Origin of the sequence: Vibrio viridaestus (genome assembly GCF_003856525.1) — a bacterium.
Taxonomy (GTDB): domain Bacteria; phylum Pseudomonadota; class Gammaproteobacteria; order Enterobacterales; family Vibrionaceae; genus Vibrio; species Vibrio viridaestus.
Genome location: NZ_RJVQ01000001.1, coordinates 230,987 through 252,815 on the forward strand (window position 1 = coordinate 230,987; position 21,829 = coordinate 252,815).

Genomic DNA, 21,829 nt, shown 5'->3' on the forward strand with positions numbered 1-21,829 from the left:
ACTCATAGCGTTAGTCTGACGGAAACTTAACGACTTAGTGCATCTCCAAGCGGTCGAAAATACGCTTGTAATGCGTTAAAAATGAGATGACGATGGTCGATGTCTGGATAGATAACGATATTATCTCGATGAGTAGTACCAGAAACTAAGTAGGAATTTCGGATTTCAGAGCAAGACTCAATCACGGACTCAAATGCACGTGCCATCATCTCTGTCGGCTGTGAGAAATACGCCATCCCAGCTGCTTTATCCGCTTTGACACTTCGCGAAACATAATCGTGGTTATCTTGGCCATCATCACTGAGCAAAGTGGCATCAAAGATTTCTAGCAACCTTTCGTTCAATGGATGTGGCAAATGTTTGGTATTACTTAACCAACAATCGCTAGCGAATAGAATATGCTTCTGCGGCGCCGATCTATCGCCAATATCAAACGCTTTATCCGCAATATAGTGATCAAAAGCATGCCAAAACTCATGAGCCAACGCACCAGCTCCAGCATTTTTTGCCAAGGCTAATTCGCGCTGATTGGGCGCATAATGTGCTTGAACCCCTTTACGACCACCAGTGCCAAATGCCAGATTGAGATTCCCCCGAAGACCGATAGCTTCAGGAGGCAAGGCCAATATATAGGCCAAGTCAGCCAGTGAATCAAAAATCAGATTCGCCGCCAGGTCTTTTTCCTCGTTATTCACCCATTTACCAACACGAATACTACCAATACCAAAAGTCTGCTTGATGTCGATAAAAGACACTTGGTCTCCGTGACGATAGTCGGGTCCTTGTCGTGTTTTGTGTTTAAAGTTAATTAACTGCAACGTCAATCCTAGTTCTAAAACTCAGCGAAACATTATTAAATAATGGTTTTTTAATCTGCGAATTATACAGTATTTGGGTCGCCCTACCCACTTGCTCACTAGACTGCAATTTACCAAATTATCCTCCTAAAAATTTTTCATATAGTAAATCAAAACTAAATTGCTTGAATTTTCAATACATTGACCAAATAACCATATTATAAAGTCAGTTCAATTGGTTTTGGCGTTTTACATCTTAATAAGGAGAGAGCATGGTTGACTTACCAGATGAAAATCACAAGCGCTTTATCGCAGTGTTGAACAAGAAAATGGATTTGGGCAGAACCTTGAACGTACTAGGACACATCAGTGTCGGTCTATCTAGTCAATTAGACTCTAGTGAGAAAGTCCATGTTGATTATGTCGACTTCGATGGTAATCTCCACCCAGGTATTTCTCACTATCCGTTTATTGTGTTGAAAGCGGATAATTCAAACAAGATCCGAAAACTACGAGAAGAAGCATTGAGTCGAGGGATTAAATTCGCTGACTTTACTAGCACGATGATCGAAGGGGGATCGTTAGAGCAGCAAGCAATAACAAATACCGTAAAAGAAAAGGAATTAGAATATCTGGGTATTTGTCTTTTTGGCGAGACAGAGACGCTCCGCGAGTTTACTAAAAAATACAGTTTGTATAAGTAAGGCTGTAGGAACGATTAAAAGTAGTTCGTGGGTAGCTTTTCACCAATGTCAGTCCAATTCGCTCGTTGTTTACGTTATAAACAATTGGAGTAACTTACACTTATTGTAAATTACTCCAATTTAAACAGGCAGAGTCAAAGCTGAATGTATCGTGATGTCTAAGTTGTTTCGATGGCACCATTAAATGGTTTCCGTATTTCGGACTTAGACAAAGAGTTTGACTCTAAATACCATAATGTTTACTTACCCAGTAACGGAAAACTAGCTAACATATTCTTAAGACGAAGTGCATCCCACGGTAAATGTTCTGTTACACCTAACCCGACGACTTCAATTGTATCGCCGATATCATTCACTAGGCGCTGCACTGCGGTTAGCTTCATCGCTCCTTGTGTTAGACCTTCAAACTTATCGGCCGGAACATCTCTTTCAGCAAAATAGAGAGAGCCAAAATCAGCGATAGACATCACATCTAAGTCCAAGTGAATAGCAACTTTAGTAATGCCTTTTGCTTTGATCCAGTCTGTTACTGGTTTGCTGTTTTCACTCAACTCTTCAGGCTTCACAAATGCCATGTTATTTTTTTGAATAAAGTCAGTTTCGTAGTCAAGAGTTGGACCCAATCCAGCGAATAGTACATTTTCTGGCTTGACCGGCTTATTGACGACAGACTTAAAATCATCATCACCGATACCCAGCAAGTTACCGAGAACCATCGCATGTGCATGATTATAGTATTCAGGCGTCATGATATCCGGATGGGCATCAACCCAAATGATACCCAGCTCGCCTTCATACTTTTCATTGAGATAGTTAAAAGGCGCCAGATCAACAAGACAATCACCGCCAAGAACCACAATGCTATCTGGTTGATGCTTTTCGATTATCGATTTAGCACTGTGTAGTTGTTCAAGTAATTGAGTTCGGCCTTTTAAGCCTTTTTCCTCGGAGAGTTCTATGCCTTCAGGAGACGATACAGGTACTTCTTCTACAGGACCATTCGGTTCTGGCGCTAGAAATGCGAGCATTTGTGATCCGAAATGGTAGGCTTCATTATTACCCCCTTGCCACTGTGGAAAGTGCAATCGTAGCGTTTTTGAGTTAGACATAAATTCTCCTTTATTTAAAGTAAGCCCCAAACGTTCGGGGCTTATGTTGTATTCGATATTTGTAGAATAGTTATGAGTTTGTTGCTGCTGGAGTGGAGACTTTGTGTTGCTGAATTTTTACCGGCGCGGTTTCAATGAACAGTAATGATAAGACGGCAATTAGAGTAAATGCCCCACCAACAATTTCCATCGTGACGTGTAAACCAAAGACGTCTGCTAAACCACCTGCAACAATTGGCATCATGACACCACCAGCCATTTCGCCAACACCTGTAGGAATACCTACAGCACTGCCAGCCTGCTTTGGTGGAACACTTTCTGCAGGAATAATAGCCAAATATATCGGGGCAAGACCAAAGCCAAAGATTCCGGCAAACGCTAAGAGTGAAAACATTTGGATTTGACTCAAGTCTGTACTAAAGGCAAACAAGAACATGAGCGCACCATAGACTGCTGAACACACAAATACGACGGGCTTCCTTCCTAAACGGTCAGAAAGTGAAGGCATTATGATCATGCCTAGTGCACCACCAAATCCCCAACCTGAGATGATAAATCCAACATCGGAAAGTTCTAAGTGAACAACCTGAGTCAAGTACAAAGCGACAAACGTAGAGAAAACATAAAGCCCACTTTGAAAGCAACAGCTCATCAAGGTAGCAACCCATACATTGCGAACTTTAAGAACAGTAAAAGCGCTGACCTTTTCGGCTTCTGTAGTCGCTTTTTTACTAGAAGATTGGACGATAGATTTATTTTTCATGACCCTATGCAGGCCATACGCAAGCAGTATTCCCGGGATACCGACCACAAAAAACACTGCTTCCCATGGCATAACTTCATTAAGCTGAGTAGCAATGATTGGACCGAGTCCGATACCTAATAATGGGAAAAACGCTTGGTGGACCCCCATCATTAGACCTTTTTTCTCCGGTTTAACATTTTCCGAAATCGTTGCGACGCTGGTACTAAATACGCCGCCCTCACCAATACCAAGAAGAGCCCTAATCGCCAACATAGAAGGAAACGATTTTGCAATACCGGTCAGCCATGTCATAACGGAAAAGAAAATGGTAGAAAAGATTAAGACACCTTTACGACCATGGCGATCAGAATAACTTCCTAGTAACCAAGTAGAGATAGCGTATGTAAACGCAAGAATTGAAGCGATTGCACCGGCTTGAGTGTTATTGATACCGAGTTCCGGAACAATGACAGGAAATAGGTATACGACCGCAAATCGATCTAACCCAATGATGCCAAATAATATGGCAAGCAGTAGAACCAGTTTCCACTCTGTTGTCATTTTTTTCATATTACATCCATTTAATAAGTTAATTGTTTATGCCATTAGCAAGACCTATTAAACAAATTGGGCCGCAAATATTCTTGACTCAATAGGACAGGAATATTTACTTAAAATGACAATTTATTTAACGCAATTTTTTGTCCAAAAAAGTCAACCTTGACGGTAGTTTGAGTCAAGTTTTTGAATATAGAGAGTGCTAACTTCGTATTTACCTTCCAAGCGGATGGAAACTCAACATCGTAATATGACGAACATTAAGGATTAATAATGCATACTGTCGCTTATCTAATGAAAAGAAAACCAGGAATGACAAAAGAAACGTTTTTAGAATTGTACGAAAACCATCGAGATGTGATGTTGAATAATGCAAGAGGTTTGATGAGCTATACGCAACATCCAATCAGAAAGCCGGAAAACGTAGGAGATACCTATACAACGAGTGAGTATGAGGAATATGATGCACTATCGATTTACACTTATGAGTCAGCAGAAGATTCTGAGTTTACCAATCAATTGATTGCAATATCGAGCGACAGCGAACGGTTCATCGATTTCGAAAATATGATTTCCCTGCCTCTAACTATTGTCGAAGTGAAATAACAGTGACTAGGAAGGGCGAGTTCTGCCTGGCTCTTCCTGACTATCGCCACCCTACTTCATTTCTAAAAGCTCTTTTGGCGACATTCCATAGGCCTTTTTAAATGCCCGGCTAAAATGCGAAAAATCATTAAAACCACACTGAATAGCAACATCTGAGATACGCTTGGACGTATTAGACAAAAGCATTTTGTAGGCGAGTTCCAGTCTTTGCTCCCATAACCATTTAATCGCAGTTGTACCCTCTATTGCGAACAAACGGTTCAACGTGCGTGTCGTCATATAATGCATTTCAGCAATCGAACTCGCATTGAGTTCAGGATCAGGAAGCTTCAATAAAAGTGCTTGTTTAATTCTATCCAACTTTTGCCTTTTCTTAATATCCACTGTATAGCTATCCGAATACAATTCGACTCTAAGTGCCGTTGAGATGATATCCATCAACGCTGAAGAAAGAGTCAATTCTGCGGTTACGTTAGCAAGATTGGGAAGTGTCGCATATTCTCTCATCGTTGAAGCAGTGAGCCTGCCCATCGCAGTATTGGATTTGAGAGTACGAGCAATATAAGGAGATACATCATTCAGGTTTGTACGCATCAAGCTCTTAGAGAACTTGATATTGAGGGCGCGATGGTTCTCAGAGTAACTCAGCTCAAACGGTTTAGATGAATCATACAAAACCATATCGCCGGAACTTATATCAGCCTTACGACCATCTTGTAGTATTTCACCATAACCATTCAACAGTAGAATAAATTGTAGATCCTCACTTTGATCGTGGTATACATCTTTTTCAGAGCGGCTATATTTCATCGGTACATTAATACTGTGGTCATTTAAGACAAAACCACCAAAATTATGTCCTGATAATGTGGCGTCTACGCCATTACTTTTATGAGCCCCTAATTCACAATGAACTTTTACATAATTATCAGAGATAATACTTTCCCAATAATCGAACCTTTCAGAAGAATTGACGGCACTTGTGCTATGTAATAAGTTCATTCGGTTGCCCTGAATCACAATTAAAATATTGAAACTCAATGCAAAAATTAGTCCTCTTTTTTAATCAATAGAAACAATAAGATATTATTTCCCTTACGTTAATAATGATCAAACTTGATCTGCTCAATCCCCACTTTGGTGCAATAGGTTTTAGATAGCGTTTCCCTGCTACTATTCGTTTAGTCGGAAACCCAGTGATGAGTTTATATTTCATCAATGAGAAAATGCTTTTTCAGCTCCCTTGCACCTTTACTGGTAATCACCACTTCACGGTATCCGGGTACTCGTTCTATCCAGTTCTGGCTTTCAAAGAAACTCAGTAACAATGCACCTAACTGACCACCAATATGGAATTTTCTTTCACTCCAATCCAAACACGGGCAGCATTTTCTTCGTCGAGTTTTCGTATCGATATTAATTCCTAACAGTGATAACTTTTCTCTTCCTTTTACAGTAAGCGCTTTGCCATCACTCGCGATCCAATCATTATTTATCATCGCATCGTATAATTTAACTGCTATTTCTCCAGCCAGATGGTCATAGCATGTTCTTGCTTTTAGAAGTTCTTTAGGCACTTTAGTACGAGACAGGCGACTTGTTTGAGAAGTTATACCCATCATATTTTCGAGTAAACCAGCAATGTTTTGACCATATAAACGAAAATATTTATGCCTCCCCTGAGACAGACATACAACAAGGTCAGCTTTTAAAAGGCGAGCTAGATGGACACTCGCCGTTGAAGGTGCAATTTCGGCTATAGCGCTAAGTTCTGTAGCTGTCCAAGCTTTTCCATCCATCAATGCACATAGTATTTTCATTCGAGAGGCATCAGACATAGCAGCAGCTAACGCTGCCATATCGGTTTCCTGACTATAGTTTGCATATTCTGTTAAAGAGATACTTTGCTTACTCAAGTTTAGATGGCCCAATCAATCGTTGCATTTTCAGCCAATGTATAATTATCGGTTACCAGTATCAACCGATTATCATGGTCACTGTACTGCACCATAATATTAACGCCTTCATCTGCTATCGCTTTAGCAATTGCGCCTAACTCGCCTGGTTGCTCTTGTTTTAACTTTCGAATAAGCACAGAAGCAACCCCTTTGACGTCAAATCCGTTAGCAATAAGTACATCTCTTGCTTTCTCACCATCAGCCACTAAAAAATGAGCATGGCTAGCTTTATCATGAGTAAACACACCTCCACCTTCTAATCCAATACCGTGCCTCCCAAGAATTTCACCAAAACGAGATAATTCTCCAGGACTGTTTTTTAAAATGATATGTATATCGTACATTTTCTATCCACATATTATTGAGATTGATATTCTCGGGTTGAAGTTAAAACATTGATTTTGTATGAAGCAAAAATAGAGGATTTTCCTTCGTTTTGTGCTAGCTGGTGGTGCACGTTACTTTTCCAATACTTGATTGCTTCTTCATTTTCCCACCACGATAAAGATATAAATTTGTCTGGATTCGTCGTACTTTGAAAACGTTCGATGGATATAAAACCATCTATCCCACCTAGAAGTGGCTTTAGTTGCTCTGCTAACTGAAAATAGCGGGCTGTCTGTTCTGCAACCGCCGTCGCCTCAAATAGTACAGCTATCATTTATTTCTCCATCATTGTTACTTAAATCTCCGAGTACTATAGCCAATTGGAAATAGCGACGTTTCGTTGAGGAGCGAAGTATGGATACTGGATATGTTTTAATAGGGAACGATCATGTTTATCAGTTACATCAATTAAATCTACCTGAACAACAATCGATTGGAAGGTACGCAAAAATGGTATAGCTGTTAGCCTGAAAATTTCTCAAGCGATAGTTTAGCTGGGAGATAAGCTCAGTAATAAATTGATTAGCCAGTCTACTTTAGGCTCTTTCTCTCGGGTCTTATGCCAATATATTTTTATCTGATAATCCGGTAAATGAAAGGGAGGAACCACAAAGTCCAATTGCAATGTTTCCGCTAATGTTTCTATGTATATCTCAGGTACAGCGAGAAAATAATTGGTGTTTTTCAGCAAATAAGGCGCACTAAGAACACTTGGCAGTGTAATAGCCACATTTCTTTTCTTATTCAGTTTACCCAGTGTCGCGTCAACAATCCCTCGTTGCTCATTCCATGGCGTAACAAGTACATGCGGATATTTGAGAAAATCCTCAAGCTCCATTGCATTAGCGTTTTTTAACACTGGATGCTGATTATCCATAGCAATACTGTATTTGCCGCTCAACCACATAGCATTCCCAATATGACTAGATTGCTCAGCTTCATGATCAAACCCGAGAGATACATCGATCTCACCAGATTCTAATTGCTTTGCTGGTATCTGGACGTCACTTTGGACGACTCGGACGCTGATATTAGGAAAGTGTTTAGCTAAATAGGCTGTTAATTTCGGCATTAAACACCAAGCGCTAAAGTCATAACCTGATATAACAAAGTGATGCTGACCAATACTGGGATCAAAAGGAATCGCGCTTTTAAGCCCTAAATATAATAAATCAAGTGCTGGAAGAATAGATTCGGCAAGCAGTTCCGCCTGTTTTGTAGGAACCATACTGCCAGCGATCCGAATGAAGAGTTCATCATCTAAGCGCTCTCTCAAACGAGAGAGACTATGACTGCATGCCGATTGGCTTATGTTCAATTTCTCAGCCGCTTGGTATACAGATTGAGTTTGATAGATGTAGTAAAAGACCTTCATTAAGTTCAGGTCGATATTTTCAAAATTCTTCATGAATACCATGCAGGTTAATGATGTAAACAATGCACTTAAATCATATCAATTTGATGAGTATACTTCGAGCATTAAAACACATCAGGAACCGAGAATATGATGAAAATAAGAAGTGCTAAATCGACAGATGCCAATACCATTTTAAATTTCATTAAAGAGCTAGCAGAATACGAAGAGGCTCTGCATTGTGTTGAAGCGAATGTCGACGACATTGTTTTAAGTTTATTTAGTGAAGATTCCACCGCTAAGGCAATTATCTGTGAAGTAGATAATCAGCCTGTAGGTTACGCAGTCTATTTTTATAATTACTCCACTTGGTTAGGGAAGAATGGCCTTTATTTGGAAGATTTGTATGTGACACCATCCTTTCGCTCTTCTGGTGCGGGTAAACTGCTCATGAAGACACTTGCTAATATCGCCATCGAGAAAGGATGTGGACGCTTCGAGTGGTCGGTTTTACATTGGAACCAACCTGCGATCGATTTCTATCATCATATCGGTGCAGAAGAACAATCAGAGTGGCGTATTTATCGTTTGACTGGAGAATCGCTAAAGCACTTTGCTCTCGAGTAGGACGCTATCATATGAGTTAGTTTGATTATTTACGAGCAAGCGTCATTATTCATTGACTTATGATGAAATGTTCCATGCTTGTGAGAACTGGTTTCCCGATATATGAATCCTTGATATACAACATTAAATATCTACCAGTATCACGATAAGTAGAAGAGAGGAGCGACGTGTTTGAGTCTCCTCTCCCTAAACGACTATTTTAGACGACTAAGCATTGAATCTTAACGAAAAGGTCCATCAGTAAAATAAGTTAGTCAAATAAACTGTTAGAGCGATAAGAAGCAGTAACATAACGAGAAGAATGACCATCTTTCTTATATTTTTTGCTCTATCGAATGCGACGCCTTCTTCCTCTCGTACTCTAGCTTCTTCATCAAAATGCCATCTGATCGCTAAGTAGGCGCCAATACCTAATATAATAAGCTTGAAGGCTCCGGCAGCCCACGGAAAAATGTCCGACCAACTATTACCCATTATCATTCTCCAGCAAATTAAAAGTGTTTACGGTAGCAATATCCCAAGTCCAATGCCTGAAGAGTTTTTGGATAGTAGAATATAACTGCTCTCCATATAACTACACTTCTGTTGGTGTTTTAGTTAATAGTGGGGTTTAGATAGTGTTATATCATTAGTTAACTAGCACATATAAGACGTCAGGCGCTCTAGAGGGTGCAAGTCTACTACTCACGTTAGCTATCTACAACTAACTTTGCGCTACAGACCATTAGTCCACCGTCAAGCTTCCTTTCCGAGTGGTAAGAAACGCAAATATAGCGCACAAAAATGCAACAACGGTAATGATAGCAAGGGGCAAAGACCAAGTTTCGGTTTGACTGTAAACCATACCGATAATCGCTGGACCAAGCGCTGCGAGAGTGTAGCCTATCGATTGAGCCATACCAGATAACGTCGCAGCTTGAGTAGAAGTCACAGATATCTGGCCCAAAATAGATAATGCTAAAATGAACGTCGAGCAGTTGCCGAGTCCAAACAGAGCCACCCAGAATATAGCCCATCCAGGGGCCATCATGAGGCCTGCAACCCCCACCCCATTTAACAAAGCTGCGCCGACAAACAACAGCGGAATAGTCTGGGTTCTTTTCATGATAGGAATGAGCAACAGACCAGGTACGATGGTCGAAAATTGTAAAAACCCATAGACGTAGCCAGCATCTAACTCGCTGTATCCCAATGCCGCGAGAATTTTGGGTAACCATCCAGAGAATGTATAAAAAGTAAAAGAGTTCAACCCCAATGCAAACGTAAAGAACCATGCAAGAGGTTGACGCATTAACTTACTCAACGGATAGTATTCCCTATTTCGGGTCTCATTGCGGGTTTTACTTTCAGTTAGTCTGGGCAGCCAAAAAATAAGAGCCAGACATGGAAAAATCAAGTTGCCGGCTAACGCAATCCGCCAGCCAATAGCGAGGTCATCAGCCATACTACTTACTGGAACCATAATAGAAGAGCTCAATGTTGAGCCCACGCCCATCGAAATACCGTACAATGCAGTAATGGTTGCAATCCTTCCGGGAAATGAAGATTTAATGACCGCTGGCGCTAAAACGTTACCAATGGCTATTCCAAGACCTATAAGAATCGTCCCAATAAATAGCCAGTGAAAGTGACCAAATGATCGACATACCACTCCCAAACCAATTAGTACCAATGCAAAACAAATCGATTTCTCTAACCCTAATTTACTGCCCAATTTAGGACAAAAGGGGGATGCTAGAGCGAACATGATCAACGGAGTTGACGTGATAATACCCATACTCACTGCCGAAATTTGCAAACTATCCATAATTTGTGCGATGAGCGGGGCCAAGCTGGTAAAAGGAGCGCGTAAGTTAATAGAAAGCAATAAGATACAGAAGATTAATAACGTTGTCGTATTTGATTTTGGCATTGAATTAAGAATGTTCGCAGTGAGAATTTGCAAAGTTTCATATTCTACGTGTTTCTCTTGCAAAAGCTAGGATGACACATCTATTAGTTAATAAAACGCGAGCGATAAAAAAGGAGGCCTAGCCTCCTTTTGGTAAGAGAGAAATATTTACTAAGCAGATTTAACCAAGGTGTGAACTGACTGAGATGCTCGAATAGTAACCGGAATGGATTTTGACGTTGGGGTATCACTAAAATCACCCACACTGTCCAGTGGAATCAACGCATTGGCCTCTGGAAAATACGCAGCAATATTTCCTTTGGGGATGGCAAACTCGACGAGTTTAAAGCCTGAGATAACGCGTTCTACATCGTCGTTCCACAGGGTTTCGATATCAACCAAATCACCAGCTTTCATTCCCAGCTTTTCAATATCAGCAGCGTTAAGAAAGACCACATTTCGTTCACCAAAAACACCACGGTAGCGGTCATCGTAACCGTATACAGTCGTATTATATTGATCGTGCGAACGCATTGTCTGCATGACAAAAACTGGAAGTTTCTTGTCACGTTTTCCAGTAAACATGGGAATAACACTCTCAGGCAATGAGTTGGTACTAATCTGTGCTTTACCTGTTGTGGTTTTCCAGTTTAATTCGCGAGCTGAGTTACCGAGATAAAAACCGCCTGGTTGATCCAGACGCTGATTAAATGGCGCGAAACCCGGAATAACTTGCTCAATCAAATCACGAATATTATCGTAATTGTCCATCATCGATTGCCAATCGATCGGATTGGATTCTCCCAAAGTTGCTTTCGCCATGCCCACAATGATGGCTGGCTCTGAACGCATAGCTTCACCAGTCACATCCACTCGCCCTGAGGATGCATGCACCATTGAAAACGAGTCCTCTACTGTCACCTTCTGCTCGCCGGCTTTTTGCATATCGATATCAGTACGACCAAGGCATGGAAGAATCAGTGAGTGTTTCCCCGGGCTAACATGCGTGCGGTTTAACTTAGTCGCAATACTCACGGTCAAATCGGCATTTCTCATAGCCTGTGCGACTCGCTCCGTATCAGGTGCGGCAGACACAAGGTTACCACCTAACCCAATGAATACTTTACTCTCACCACGGCTTAACGCTTGTAGCGCATGACTCACATTATGTCCGTGTGATCTTGGTGGCTCAAAGCCAAAGACTTCTTCCATTTTATCAAGGTAGGCTTGATTCGGCTTTTCATTAATTCCAACCGTCCTGTCCCCCTGTACATTGGAGTGCCCCCTCACAGGACACAGACCTGAACCCGGTTTTCCAACGTGACCGTTCAAGAGTTGAAGATTGACCAACTCTTCAATTGTCGCAACCGAATGCTTGTGCTGGGTAATTCCCATAGCCCAAGTAACAATGACACTTTTAGCATTTTGATAGATATCGCTGACAGTTGTGATTTGCTCTTTGGTTAAACCAGATTGTTCTTCTATCTGTTGCCAAGTTGTTTGTTCTACTAGGTCTAAATAGGAATCTAAACCTTCAGTATGCGTTGCAACAAAATCAACGTCGAATACCCTACTCCCGTTAGCAACTGCGTTTTTATGACGTTCATAAAGAACTTTAACGATGCCTCGAACCACCGCCATATCGCCACCGAGTTTTGGCTGGAAGTAGTGACTGGTAGTGGGTGTCGAACCGTTAGATAACATTTCGATTGGGTTTTGAGGGTTGGCAAAGCGCTCCAGTCCACGCTCTTTAAGGTTATTAAATGCAACGACTCTAGCACCTCGCTTATTGGCTGACGCTAATGTTTCCAGCATACGAGGATGGTTGGTACCAGGGTTTTGACCAAAGAGAAAAATCGCATCCGCTTCTTCGAAATCTTCTATCGTGACGGTGCCCTTGCCTATACCAATCGTTTTTGCCAGAGCCACACTCGTTGCTTCATGACACATGTTCGAACAGTCTGGGAAATTATTGGTTCCAAAGCGACGGGCAAACAGTTGGTATAAAAACGCAGCTTCGTTACTTGCACGCCCTGATGTATAAAATTCAGCTTGATTAGGATCTTCGAGTTTATTTAATTCTTCGCTGATCAATTTGAACGCATTATCCCAAGAGATTGGCTCATAGTGATCCGTCTCCGCGTTGTAAGACATCGGCTCAGATAAACGCCCCTGATACTCAAGAAAATAATCCGTTTGTTTATTTAACCAAGTTACCGAATACTGTGAAAAAAAGTCTCTGCCGACCCTTAAACTTGTTGCTTCCCAGTTGACGGCTTTTGCACCATTTTCACAGAAGCGAAAACGTCCTGGAACCCCTTTTTCACCCCATGCACATCCTGGACAGTCAAAACCATGGTCTTGGTTAGTTCTCAAAAGGTTGGAAATATTTTTTGCCACATTGTGACTTTTAAATAAGTGATGGGCCGTACTACGTAATGCACCCCATCCGCCAGCGGACCCTGAATATTCTTTAATGCTCATAATGCGTACTCATTATTCTGACTGTGTTGTGCCTGCAACCGCCAAGCACCGTGATAAATGTTGAATTGCGATTTTTTGGTGAACCCGATAAGCGTCATATCGAACTGACGCGCAATATCGACGGCAAGACGAGATGGCGCCCCAACAGCAATCACTACGGCAATATTTGCCAATGCGGCCTTTTGCATCAACTCAAAGCTAACTCGACCACTCAACACCAAAACACCTTTGGGTCGCCATAAATCATATCGATTTATATGGCCGACAACTTTATCGACGGCGTTATGACGTCCTATATCCTCGGCAATTGCAATTAACTGATTGTTGTGGAAGTAACCGGCAGAATGCACCGCTCCTGTTTCAAAAAATAAGGTCTGGTGCATCGAAAGTTTGTTGGGGAAATCTAGAATATCGCTAGGAGAAATCCATAAAGGAGATTGATCCAATTCGATAAAGTCACAAAGCTGCAATGCTTTTATTGAGGTTAAACCACAAATACCACAGCTTGAGTGGCTCATTAAACTGCGCTGTTTCAAACTAAGAGACTCAGGTCGATTACCCACTAAAGTCACTACCCAATGATTATCAGCATAGCTAACATCGTCGTCTTCTCTGTCTAGCGAAATAACGTCAGAAACAGACGTTATAATCTGTTGTGTAAGTAGCATTCCGATTATGAGGTCTTCATCATTTCCGGGTGAACGCATGGTCATCGTCCACTCTTCAGGAAATTTATCATCCTGGAAGTACAAACTCACCTGCAGTGGCTCTTCAACTGCAAGCTGGTCTGACTCAGCGATAATACCGTTATCGGTACGATACTTTTGTCGATTTACACGGCTAATGCTGACATTATTATCAATAATTATATTTGTGCCAATGCTTGTCGGGATGCCCATGAGTACCTTTTGAATGATGAACAATCGTTTGTGAGCTGCCGGGGAAAAGAGTCAAACTTCTAAGGCAGATAACACGATCTAAATTTTTGTAAGGATGTATTACACAACTAGTTGCAAATTACTCCTTACTTTGTTCATGGTCAAGAAAATGGCAATTTATCCGCACATAAAAACAAGCTAACAACAAAACAACAACCAACTAATTAATTGTTTTTGATGTATTTAATGTGAATTTCTCATAATTTTTCATTTCTTAAATCACACTTATCAATTTTGGAACCATTGAACATTTATACAGAAAATCAATCACCTTAATTAAATTCACATCACATATATATTTACTTTTAATGATAATATTGACAATATCTTGATAGTTCATCTATTGAATTCATGTTCTAAAACCTCCAGACTACTCGACCTTTCATAAATGAGAAAATGACCACATGTCTCAATAATTTTATTGAAACATCATTTTGTCTCACTATTGACTTAACCGTACTGTATGGTTTAGTTTTATGTATTGATAATAATAATAGTAAAGTTACCGCCTATTTATTCTGTCTTTCAAGCAACGGTAACTAAGAAAAATGACCAAATAAAAATCTCTAATCTGGAGTTCATAATGACAAGAAAAGTACTGCTTAGCTGTTTGCTGGTAGGACTGTTTTCAAATGCAGTGGCTGCGGCTAACACAAATGAAGATGGTAAAGCCAGACAAGAATATGAATCAAAAAAGGAAGCGATAACTCGCGCCGGTGACTTTAAAGAAACGAACAAACATGGCGAACGTGACCTGCTGCAAGCAGACGTTAAGACGAACGATTCGACATCCATTGATCTCAATTCGAAATAAGGCGCGCATCCATGAAGACAAAAATTACGATGACGCCGTTAGCGTTAACGATAAGTCTTGCCGTGTTGCCAACCGTGGCTCATGCAGACTACAACGGCAAAAGTTGGCTTGAAGTCGAAGCTCGTGTTAGCTCGATCCTCGACAATATGACTCAGTCAGAAAAGTTTAGTTTTATCCGTGTTGACGACGGTCACATGATTCCGAAGCTTGAACGGTTTGGTATAGACGGAACTGTTGCGTATGACTCATCTATGGGTGTACATGTTGATGGAACGACATTCGGCGCGAGCTATCCTTCTCAAACAGCGTTAGCCGCAACCTGGAACATCGAACGCGCCCAAGAAGTCGGCTTGGCTCTGGGTTATGAAACCCGCAGCGCTGGCGGAGAACAAATGCTCTCCCCCGTCGTAAACCTTTACCGAACCCCTTTCAATGGCCGTACGGCTGAATCTATTTGTGGTGAAGACCCATTCTTATGTGCTGTAATGGCACCAGCAATCACTAACGGTATTCAGGCTCAAGGCGTGCAAGCCGGCGCTAAGCATCTCGTCGCCAATGAACAAGAAGCGAATCGCCACTATTTAGACGTAGAAGTAGACGATCGTACTCTTCATGAGATGTATCTTGTACCATTTGAATCCTTAGTAAAGAACGCAGATATTGCATCGATCATGTGCGGATTCAACAAGGTCAACGGCGACTATGCATGTGAAAACCATCACGTCATTACTGATATTCTTAAAGGCGAATGGGGTTATCAAGGGTTTGTACTATCTGACTTTAACTCGATTCAACACGCTTTTGCTGGTGCTTGGGCAGGTACTGACCTAGATATGCCATCGGGCTTGAAGTTTACTGAGTCTACGCTTCAACCGTACATCAATAGTGGCTGGTTAACTCAGAATGTCATCGATGACAAAGTAAAAAGAAACTTACGATCTTTGGTCCGTTATGGCTTTGATGAAGCGACATTCGAAGCGCACACTTTAGATTACCCAGAGTATGGTTTGACGGCTTCTTTAGACGCAGCACGTGAAGGCATCGTTTTACTAAAAAATGATGATTCAAGTAATGGTGGCGCCATCCTTCCACTTAGTAAATCAGCCAAAATCGCTGTTATTGGCGACGCAGCGCAAAACGCGCCTAGCACTCCATTTGGTACTGCGTATTCTGTCGCTGAATCAGATTATGTTTCTGAACTAAGCGGCTTGAAATCTCTAAACAGTTCAGAATCTAACGTTACGTTCATCAGCAGCATGTCATTGACACCGAAAAGTGCTCTATGGTTACAGCCTGATTGCACAAAAAGTGACGATACGTGTTTAGTTGGCGTGAAAGCTCAATATTACTCCAATACTGATTTGACTGGAGAGCCAGTATTAACCCGCACCGAACAAGGGATTAACTTCGATTGGACTGAGATGACTAACGTCATCAAGAATGCCTGTGTTGAAGATGACTCAGAAACCATATCGGAGCAATCACTGGATTGCAGTTCAGTCACAAGTGAGCAATCATCTGGTAGCCGTGATTTAGATGATGTAACGCCAACACTAGGCTCGTTTTCAGCGCGCTTTACTGCTGAAATTCGTCCAACAATTACTGGAAAACATGTCTTTAAAGTTCGTGCAGATGGTCCAGTAAAAGTATGGCTAAATGATGAGCTAATCCTTGATAGTGACGGTGAACCTCGAGCGGATGATGTGCCGGATGCAGTGCCTGTTTCAGTGGATACTGGTCGCCTTAAAGCTGGCAAACTGTATACCGTGAAAGTGGAATATAGCCGCGAACAATATTTTCAGAGTTCACTTGGCGGGTTGAATGGTATTCAAGTAAGTTGGGCATCACTCACTCCACCTTCCGATCTTAGCGACTATGATGCTGTTATCGCTTTTGTCGGTCGAGATTACCAATACGAAGGCGAAGGTTTTGACCCAGACTTTGATCTTCCTGAAGAACAAAAAACACTGCTTAATAAAGTCGTGAAAGCGAACCCGAATACTGTGGTCGTTATGCATGGTGGCGGTGCAATGAATATGATGCCTTGGGCCAATAAAGTAAAAGGTATTCTTCATGCATGGTATAGCGGTCAATTGGGTGGTCAGGCGCTGGCAGAAATTCTGTATGGTGATGTTAACCCATCGGGTAAACTGCCAATCTCTCTCGATAAAAAAGTAAGTTACAATCCGACATACTCTTCGTATTCTGATCCTGACGATTATGTAGGCGACGATGCGGGCGAAACAATGTCGTACTCCGAGGGACTATTCTTTGGCTACCGTGGTTACGAAGCATCAAGTCATAAACCTCTGTATCCGTTTGGTTTTGGTTTATCGTATACTACGTTCTCGTTCAGTGATTTGTCATTATCTGGCACAATCAGTGAGTCCGGTACTGTATATGCGAACTTTACCGTGACCAATACGGGAAGCAAAGCGGGTTATGAAACGGCTCAACTCTATGTGAAGCCACATAATTCATCAGCAGATCGTCCAGAACATGAGCTGAAAGGCTTTAGTAAAGTGTACCTAGAGCCCGGTGAGAGCAAGCTGGTATCCATTCCACTGAATGCTCGTTCGTTCGCTTACTTTAAGGAAAGTTCGGATAGCTGGGATATTGATAAAGGCAACTATGTTATCCAAGTCGGTGACAGTTCGGATAACCTGACGTTGACAGCAACCATTAAAGCATCTCAGAAATTGTCTCTTGATACTAAATCATCAAACCCACTACCTGATCCCGTAAAACAGGCTGTGTTGGTGCAAGATGAGGAAGCATACGCTTACTAATCATCATCCTTATTTATATCGGATCGAAACAAAGCCGAGCCTTATAGGCTCGGTTTTTTTCTTATTGTAAATAAAATATAGTTGATAAAAGTATCTATTCACATTTACTAAAATATGCTAGCTTGATGATTCGTATATATTATTGATGATAATACGTTATGAATATTAAGAAATTGACGTGCTCTGTTGCGTTTTTGGTGTTTGGTTTCTTTATTATCTGTGTTCTTGCAAGCAATAGTTTAAATCGCGAGAGGTTGGCCGCTGCGCAGCGAGCTTCATCAGAAATAGCCAATACAATTAATGTAATGGAAGGATATTATCGTAGCGAACTGCATAACCTCATTGATAATAAAAATTGCGATGCTGTGATCCAATCCGGTAACGATTTCGTGTTTATGATGCCTATGCTGGCAGGTATAAACATTGTCGAAAACAACGAAATTAACTGCAGTACTATATTCGGCAATCGACAGATCCAGTACAAAAACCCCATAACGTTGAATAACGAAGACTCAATACAACTTATTTACTCAGGGTACACTCCCAGTAACTCTAGAATACGACTGGGCGATCAAGCATCTCTCTTACTGGCAATAAAAATAGATGCGGACAAGTTCGCGCTTTTTACTCTGTATAAAAAAGCATTTCAACGGATCTTAGGTCAATCACCCTATTATTCACTTATATTAAATCTGCCAAACGCATCATTAAAAAATGAAGGTGTTGTCGCCAATTATGCTAGTCTGAACCATCAAAAACTATCCGAGCCTTTCTACAGTATTTCTTATTATTCAACACTTCCTCAGCTTATTCGTTTTGCAGTAGACCAATACAGCGCATCCGCATTGTTATGGTGTATCATCGCAGCACTCGCTATCTATATCGGTTTTAATAACGCCCACCTTAGAATCCCTGTACGCAGAATTAAGCGTGCAATAAAAAGAAATGAGTTCGTCCCCTTTTTACAGCCTGTCTTTGATAATGACCGAAAAGTTGTTGGTGCTGAAGTTCTGGTTCGCTGGATTTCGCCTGTAAAAGGCGTCGTGCCTCCACTTTATTTTATTAAAGAAGCAGAAGATTCTGGTTTGATTGGAGAAATCACATCGAGCTTAGTCGATCAATGTATCGATAAACTAAAAAATACTTCTTTACCTGATAATCGCCGCTTCAAACTGGCATTCAATGTCTGCCCAATACAATTTGAAAGTGAAAGGCTCTTTGATGATTGTAATAAGTTAGCGGGGGAGCTGTCGAACAGCAATATCGATTTAACGTTCGAAATTACAGAGCGACAAGAGTTTGCAAGTAATGATTTATATACCGAATCCATTGAACGCTTGAAGAAACGAAATGTATCCATTGCGCTAGATGACTTCGGGACCGGCCACTGCTCTTTAAAATACCTTCATCAGGTGGATATTGATATTTTAAAAATCGACAGAAGTTACGTAGATACCATTGACAGCAATTCTCACACCAAGATTCTGGAGAATATTATTGACCTGGCTTTTCGATTAGATGTTCCGCTCGTTGCAGAAGGCATTGAAACCGAAGCTCAGTTCCAATACCTCAAAATTCGCGGTGTTGATTACTACCAAGGCTTTATGCTTGGCCGTCCCGTCCCAATTGAAGAGTTCATCGAACTCTATTTGCAACCAACAAAAGTAGGAAGCATGAGTTCTGAGCCGTCAATATCATCACCTCAGATGAAGTTATCTGAGCCATGTCTCTAAACTAGAGGTCCACCCAAGCCTTCCGTTGATACGATGTTTCTGCTGCATCAATCACTTTCGTCACATCCCATGCGGCTCTGAAATCTGGCCACATCGGTGTATTTGTAGCGATGCCCTCGATTAAGTCCCGAATCTCTACCGCTTTCATGTCGTTATAACCGAGTCCATGACCTGCAGAGACACAAAAATGCTGGTAATCGGGATGGGCAGGACCGGTTAAAATCGTACGAAAACCTTGTCGGCCATGCTGATCGTCAGAAATGTACAAGCGCAATTCTGATAAGCGTTCCTGATCATAGATAATGGTGCCCTTAGTCCCATTGACCTCAAACCAGAGTCCATTTTTACGCCCCCAGGCAATACGGGAGGACTCGATCGTTCCTATCGCGCCATTACTAAAACGCACCATCATATGGACTTGATCGTCATTTTCGACGTTTCCTTGATGACCGTTCACGTCGTTTCTTGTTTGATGAACAGTGGTCATATCCGCGCACAAAGAACTTAATGGTGACACCAGATACTGAGCCATATTGATGATATGAGAGCCCATATCACCCAAAGCACCCGTTCCGGAAAACTCTCGTTTTAAGCGCCAACTAAAAGGTTCGTTTGGATCAGCAAGATAATCTTCATTAAAGGTTCCTCTAAAATGAACAACGCCCCCTATCTCACCATTCTCAATGATCTGCTTGGCAAGTTGCACCGTTGGATTCTTGATGTAATTAAAACCAACGAGTGTCTTAACTCCCGCTTTCTCTGCTGCCTCCGTCATTCCTTGCGCATCAACAGAATTGAGTGCCAGTGGTTTCTCAGAATAAACATGTTTTCCATTCGCAATGGCGGCTAGCGCGATATCTTTGTGTAAAAAGTTAGGTGCACATATATCAACAATATCAACATTAGGATCTTTAACTAACTGCTGCCAATCATCTGTAAAGCGATTGAAGCCTAACTCTGTCGCTTTTTGTTCAGCTAGCTCCATATCCACATCCGCGAGCATTTCACATTCAACCTTCGCAGAAAGTTTGAATACCGCGGAGGCATTACGATAAGCGATCGCATGTGCTTTGCCCATGTACCCCGAACCAATCATTCCGACACGTAGTGTAGCCATAGATAAATTGTCCCTTATTTTTTTGAACTTACTTTTTATACGGCAGCTTTGACGTTATCTCACCGTACGTTATTGGATTTCACGGGCTCTATGGTAAAGGTGTGGATCGGCATTCGTACATGTCTGGAATGATTCATAATTTGTCTGAAATTCCGCTTTTCACTATGAGTCGATACGTATCACACCCAAACTATTGCAGCCAATTTCTAGTCTTCTCTTTGATGTCGGTGCTCTTTCTGCTTGCGAAATTGTAAGGGTGAAATACCAAAATTTTGCTTAAAAACTCGGGAGAAATGATACGGTGAGCTAAATCCCATCTGCTCCGCTATGTGCGCTATTGGAATGTTGTTCGTATTACCCAATATCACCGTAGCGCGTTCGCATCGGATGCGCCAAAGATACCTCATCGGCGTTATCGATAAGTGCGTACGGAATAGATGAATCAAGTGATTTACCGACACGTGCGCTGCATCCGCTATTACAGGTAGCGTTAGCGGCTGGGTGATATTGCGGCTAATGAAGTCACACGCCAACAATACACTACGCGGTAAAGGAGGCTTGGCCTCATCTGGCGATGCCAAGCGAAAAGCGTAATTGATGTAATAACGCAGCAACGACTTTCCTAATTCAAGTAAAGCATCGTGAGTATCTAACTCTGGCGAGCGCGTTAGAGATAATCCCAAATCCATATAACGAATAATATCGCTATTCGCTTCTACTTTTGGCGGAACAGGTTCTAGCTGAAGACGCAAATGATCTGTATTCCCGTAAAAATCTAACTGACACCAGGTATGGACACTTTCTTCAGTTTGACTAAACCGGTGAAACTCATGGCGCCCCGGGAGCAACACGCAGAAATCGCCAGGATTGAGATGTATTTCAAATTCTTCGATCTCAAATGTTACTTGCCCACTTAATAGGTGGAAAAACTGGATTCCCCTTTGAATTCTCGGGCCTTGTGTCCCCCCTACAGGATACTTGATATCGCCAAAATAGACCTCTTTCAATTCATCTATAGTGATTTCAGACAATTTTTGCATAGTTTCAGACATGTACGTTTTTAGGTTTGGATACCATGATATCAGGGCTGGTCAGGGATTAACCTAATGCAAATATTACATTTTATGCCCAGCATCACAATTACGGATAAAAATGTGACCTCGAGCAAATTAAGGGGTTTGATGATGATGACAAATCACCATAACTATATTTTATGTT

General features: G+C 41.5%; 20 protein-coding genes. 6 read left to right on the forward strand and 14 right to left on the reverse strand.

Going from position 1 to position 21,829, the window contains the following annotated elements; translation table 11 throughout:
• Window positions 1-26: 26 nt before the first annotated feature.
• Window positions 27-818: a CLCA_X family protein gene (locus EES38_RS01110; RefSeq protein WP_124935329.1), complete on the reverse strand. Its 792-nt coding sequence runs from the start codon at window positions 816-818 to the stop codon at window positions 27-29.
• 251 nt (window positions 819-1,069) lie between these two features.
• On the opposite strand from EES38_RS01110, the gene EES38_RS01115 reads away from it, so the two are divergent.
• Complete coding sequence (locus EES38_RS01115; protein ID WP_124935330.1) at window positions 1,070-1,501, forward strand: DUF2000 domain-containing protein; 432 nt, start codon at window positions 1,070-1,072, stop codon at window positions 1,499-1,501.
• 239 nt (window positions 1,502-1,740) lie between these two features.
• Here the strand turns inward: EES38_RS01115 and EES38_RS01120 are convergent, their stop codons facing one another.
• The gene (locus EES38_RS01120; protein WP_124935331.1) at window positions 1,741-2,610 is read right to left on the reverse strand and encodes an arginase family protein; all 870 of its coding nucleotides are present in this window, start codon (window positions 2,608-2,610) and stop codon (window positions 1,741-1,743) included.
• A 70-nt stretch (window positions 2,611-2,680) separates the two neighbouring features.
• The gene (locus EES38_RS01125; RefSeq protein WP_124935332.1) at window positions 2,681-3,925 is read right to left on the reverse strand and encodes an MFS transporter; all 1,245 of its coding nucleotides are present in this window, start codon (window positions 3,923-3,925) and stop codon (window positions 2,681-2,683) included.
• 261 nt (window positions 3,926-4,186) lie between these two features.
• On the opposite strand from EES38_RS01125, the gene EES38_RS01130 reads away from it, so the two are divergent.
• A complete protein-coding gene (locus EES38_RS01130; RefSeq protein ID WP_124935333.1) occupies window positions 4,187-4,519 on the forward strand; it encodes an EthD domain-containing protein in 333 nt (110 codons plus the stop codon).
• 51 nt (window positions 4,520-4,570) lie between these two features.
• On the opposite strand, the gene EES38_RS01135 is transcribed toward EES38_RS01130, so the two are convergent.
• From EES38_RS01135 to EES38_RS01155, 5 genes are all read right to left on the reverse strand, one after another.
• Window positions 4,571-5,521 (reverse strand): helix-turn-helix domain-containing protein, encoded by a 951-nt coding sequence (locus tag EES38_RS01135; RefSeq protein ID WP_124935334.1) that lies wholly within the window; start codon window positions 5,519-5,521, stop codon window positions 4,571-4,573.
• A gap of 203 nt (window positions 5,522-5,724) precedes the next feature.
• Window positions 5,725-6,378 (reverse strand): ArsR/SmtB family transcription factor, encoded by a 654-nt coding sequence (locus EES38_RS01140; protein ID WP_124935335.1) that lies wholly within the window; start codon window positions 6,376-6,378, stop codon window positions 5,725-5,727.
• Between the two features lie 59 nt (window positions 6,379-6,437).
• Entirely contained in the window at window positions 6,438-6,821 is a 384-nt protein-coding gene (locus EES38_RS01145; RefSeq protein WP_124935336.1) for an amino acid-binding protein, read from the reverse strand.
• Between the two features lie 14 nt (window positions 6,822-6,835).
• Window positions 6,836-7,138 (reverse strand): antibiotic biosynthesis monooxygenase family protein, encoded by a 303-nt coding sequence (locus EES38_RS01150; protein WP_124935337.1) that lies wholly within the window; start codon window positions 7,136-7,138, stop codon window positions 6,836-6,838.
• A gap of 216 nt (window positions 7,139-7,354) precedes the next feature.
• Entirely contained in the window at window positions 7,355-8,272 is a 918-nt protein-coding gene (locus tag EES38_RS01155) for a LysR family transcriptional regulator (RefSeq protein ID WP_124935338.1), read from the reverse strand.
• 96 nt (window positions 8,273-8,368) lie between these two features.
• Between EES38_RS01155 and EES38_RS01160 the strand changes: the two genes are divergently transcribed.
• Window positions 8,369-8,845: a GNAT family N-acetyltransferase gene (locus EES38_RS01160; protein WP_208020383.1), complete on the forward strand. Its 477-nt coding sequence runs from the start codon at window positions 8,369-8,371 to the stop codon at window positions 8,843-8,845.
• Window positions 8,846-9,082: 237 nt separating this feature from the next.
• On the opposite strand, the gene EES38_RS01165 is transcribed toward EES38_RS01160, so the two are convergent.
• The 4 genes from EES38_RS01165 to EES38_RS01180 form a co-directional block, all read right to left on the reverse strand.
• The gene (locus tag EES38_RS01165) at window positions 9,083-9,319 is read right to left on the reverse strand and encodes a hypothetical protein (RefSeq protein WP_124935339.1); all 237 of its coding nucleotides are present in this window, start codon (window positions 9,317-9,319) and stop codon (window positions 9,083-9,085) included.
• A 250-nt stretch (window positions 9,320-9,569) separates the two neighbouring features.
• Window positions 9,570-10,757, reverse strand: a complete 1,188-nt coding sequence (locus EES38_RS01170) for an MFS transporter (RefSeq protein WP_124935340.1) — start codon at window positions 10,755-10,757, stop codon at window positions 9,570-9,572.
• A gap of 150 nt (window positions 10,758-10,907) precedes the next feature.
• Complete coding sequence (locus EES38_RS01175; RefSeq protein WP_124935341.1) at window positions 10,908-13,220, reverse strand: FdhF/YdeP family oxidoreductase; 2,313 nt, start codon at window positions 13,218-13,220, stop codon at window positions 10,908-10,910.
• Window positions 13,217-14,119, reverse strand: a complete 903-nt coding sequence (locus EES38_RS01180; protein ID WP_124935342.1) for a formate dehydrogenase accessory sulfurtransferase FdhD — start codon at window positions 14,117-14,119, stop codon at window positions 13,217-13,219. The genes EES38_RS01175 and EES38_RS01180 overlap by 4 nt, the downstream gene beginning before the upstream one ends.
• Before the next feature lie 622 nt (window positions 14,120-14,741).
• On the opposite strand from EES38_RS01180, the gene EES38_RS01185 reads away from it, so the two are divergent.
• The 3 genes from EES38_RS01185 to EES38_RS01195 all read left to right on the forward strand — a co-directional run bounded on the left by EES38_RS01185 (window position 14,742) and on the right by EES38_RS01195 (window position 19,494).
• Window positions 14,742-14,972: a hypothetical protein gene (locus tag EES38_RS01185; protein WP_124935343.1), complete on the forward strand. Its 231-nt coding sequence runs from the start codon at window positions 14,742-14,744 to the stop codon at window positions 14,970-14,972.
• A gap of 11 nt (window positions 14,973-14,983) precedes the next feature.
• Window positions 14,984-17,761 (forward strand): beta-glucosidase, encoded by a 2,778-nt coding sequence (locus tag EES38_RS01190; RefSeq protein WP_124935344.1) that lies wholly within the window; start codon window positions 14,984-14,986, stop codon window positions 17,759-17,761.
• Between the two features lie 158 nt (window positions 17,762-17,919).
• Window positions 17,920-19,494 (forward strand): EAL domain-containing protein, encoded by a 1,575-nt coding sequence (locus EES38_RS01195; protein WP_124935345.1) that lies wholly within the window; start codon window positions 17,920-17,922, stop codon window positions 19,492-19,494.
• A gap of 1 nt (window position 19,495) precedes the next feature.
• On the opposite strand, the gene EES38_RS01200 is transcribed toward EES38_RS01195, so the two are convergent.
• Together EES38_RS01200 and EES38_RS01205 are read right to left on the reverse strand one after the other, a co-directional pair.
• On the reverse strand, window positions 19,496-20,611 hold the full coding sequence (locus EES38_RS01200) for a Gfo/Idh/MocA family protein (RefSeq protein WP_124935346.1): 1,116 nt from the start codon (window positions 20,609-20,611) through the stop codon (window positions 19,496-19,498).
• 206 nt (window positions 20,612-20,817) lie between these two features.
• Window positions 20,818-21,663 carry an AraC family transcriptional regulator gene (locus tag EES38_RS01205; protein ID WP_243694123.1) on the reverse strand — a complete coding sequence of 282 codons (846 nt, stop codon included), beginning with the start codon at window positions 21,661-21,663 and terminating at the stop codon, window positions 20,818-20,820.
• Between the last annotated feature and the right edge of the window lie 166 nt (window positions 21,664-21,829).

Coding starts and splice junctions, on each gene's coding strand:
- EES38_RS01115 (WP_124935330.1), top strand. CDS start 1,070: ATGGTTGACTTACCAGATGAAAATCACAAGCGCTTTATCGCAGTGTTG.
- EES38_RS01120 (WP_124935331.1), bottom strand. CDS start 2,610: ATGTCTAACTCAAAAACGCTACGATTGCACTTTCCACAGTGGCAAGGG.
- EES38_RS01125 (WP_124935332.1), bottom strand. CDS start 3,925: ATGAAAAAAATGACAACAGAGTGGAAACTGGTTCTACTGCTTGCCATA.
- EES38_RS01130 (WP_124935333.1), top strand. CDS start 4,187: ATGCATACTGTCGCTTATCTAATGAAAAGAAAACCAGGAATGACAAAA.
- EES38_RS01135 (WP_124935334.1), bottom strand. CDS start 5,521: ATGAACTTATTACATAGCACAAGTGCCGTCAATTCTTCTGAAAGGTTC.
- EES38_RS01140 (WP_124935335.1), bottom strand. CDS start 6,378: ATGGCAGCGTTAGCTGCTGCTATGTCTGATGCCTCTCGAATGAAAATA.
- EES38_RS01145 (WP_124935336.1), bottom strand. CDS start 6,821: ATGTACGATATACATATCATTTTAAAAAACAGTCCTGGAGAATTATCT.
- EES38_RS01150 (WP_124935337.1), bottom strand. CDS start 7,138: ATGATAGCTGTACTATTTGAGGCGACGGCGGTTGCAGAACAGACAGCC.
- EES38_RS01155 (WP_124935338.1), bottom strand. CDS start 8,272: ATGAAGAATTTTGAAAATATCGACCTGAACTTAATGAAGGTCTTTTAC.
- EES38_RS01160 (WP_208020383.1), top strand. CDS start 8,369: ATGATGAAAATAAGAAGTGCTAAATCGACAGATGCCAATACCATTTTA.
- EES38_RS01165 (WP_124935339.1), bottom strand. CDS start 9,319: ATGGGTAATAGTTGGTCGGACATTTTTCCGTGGGCTGCCGGAGCCTTC.
- EES38_RS01170 (WP_124935340.1), bottom strand. CDS start 10,757: ATGCCAAAATCAAATACGACAACGTTATTAATCTTCTGTATCTTATTG.
- EES38_RS01175 (WP_124935341.1), bottom strand. CDS start 13,220: ATGAGCATTAAAGAATATTCAGGGTCCGCTGGCGGATGGGGTGCATTA.
- EES38_RS01180 (WP_124935342.1), bottom strand. CDS start 14,119: ATGGGCATCCCGACAAGCATTGGCACAAATATAATTATTGATAATAAT.
- EES38_RS01185 (WP_124935343.1), top strand. CDS start 14,742: ATGACAAGAAAAGTACTGCTTAGCTGTTTGCTGGTAGGACTGTTTTCA.
- EES38_RS01190 (WP_124935344.1), top strand. CDS start 14,984: ATGAAGACAAAAATTACGATGACGCCGTTAGCGTTAACGATAAGTCTT.
- EES38_RS01195 (WP_124935345.1), top strand. CDS start 17,920: ATGAATATTAAGAAATTGACGTGCTCTGTTGCGTTTTTGGTGTTTGGT.
- EES38_RS01200 (WP_124935346.1), bottom strand. CDS start 20,611: ATGGCTACACTACGTGTCGGAATGATTGGTTCGGGGTACATGGGCAAA.
- EES38_RS01205 (WP_243694123.1), bottom strand. CDS start 21,663: ATGTCTGAAACTATGCAAAAATTGTCTGAAATCACTATAGATGAATTG.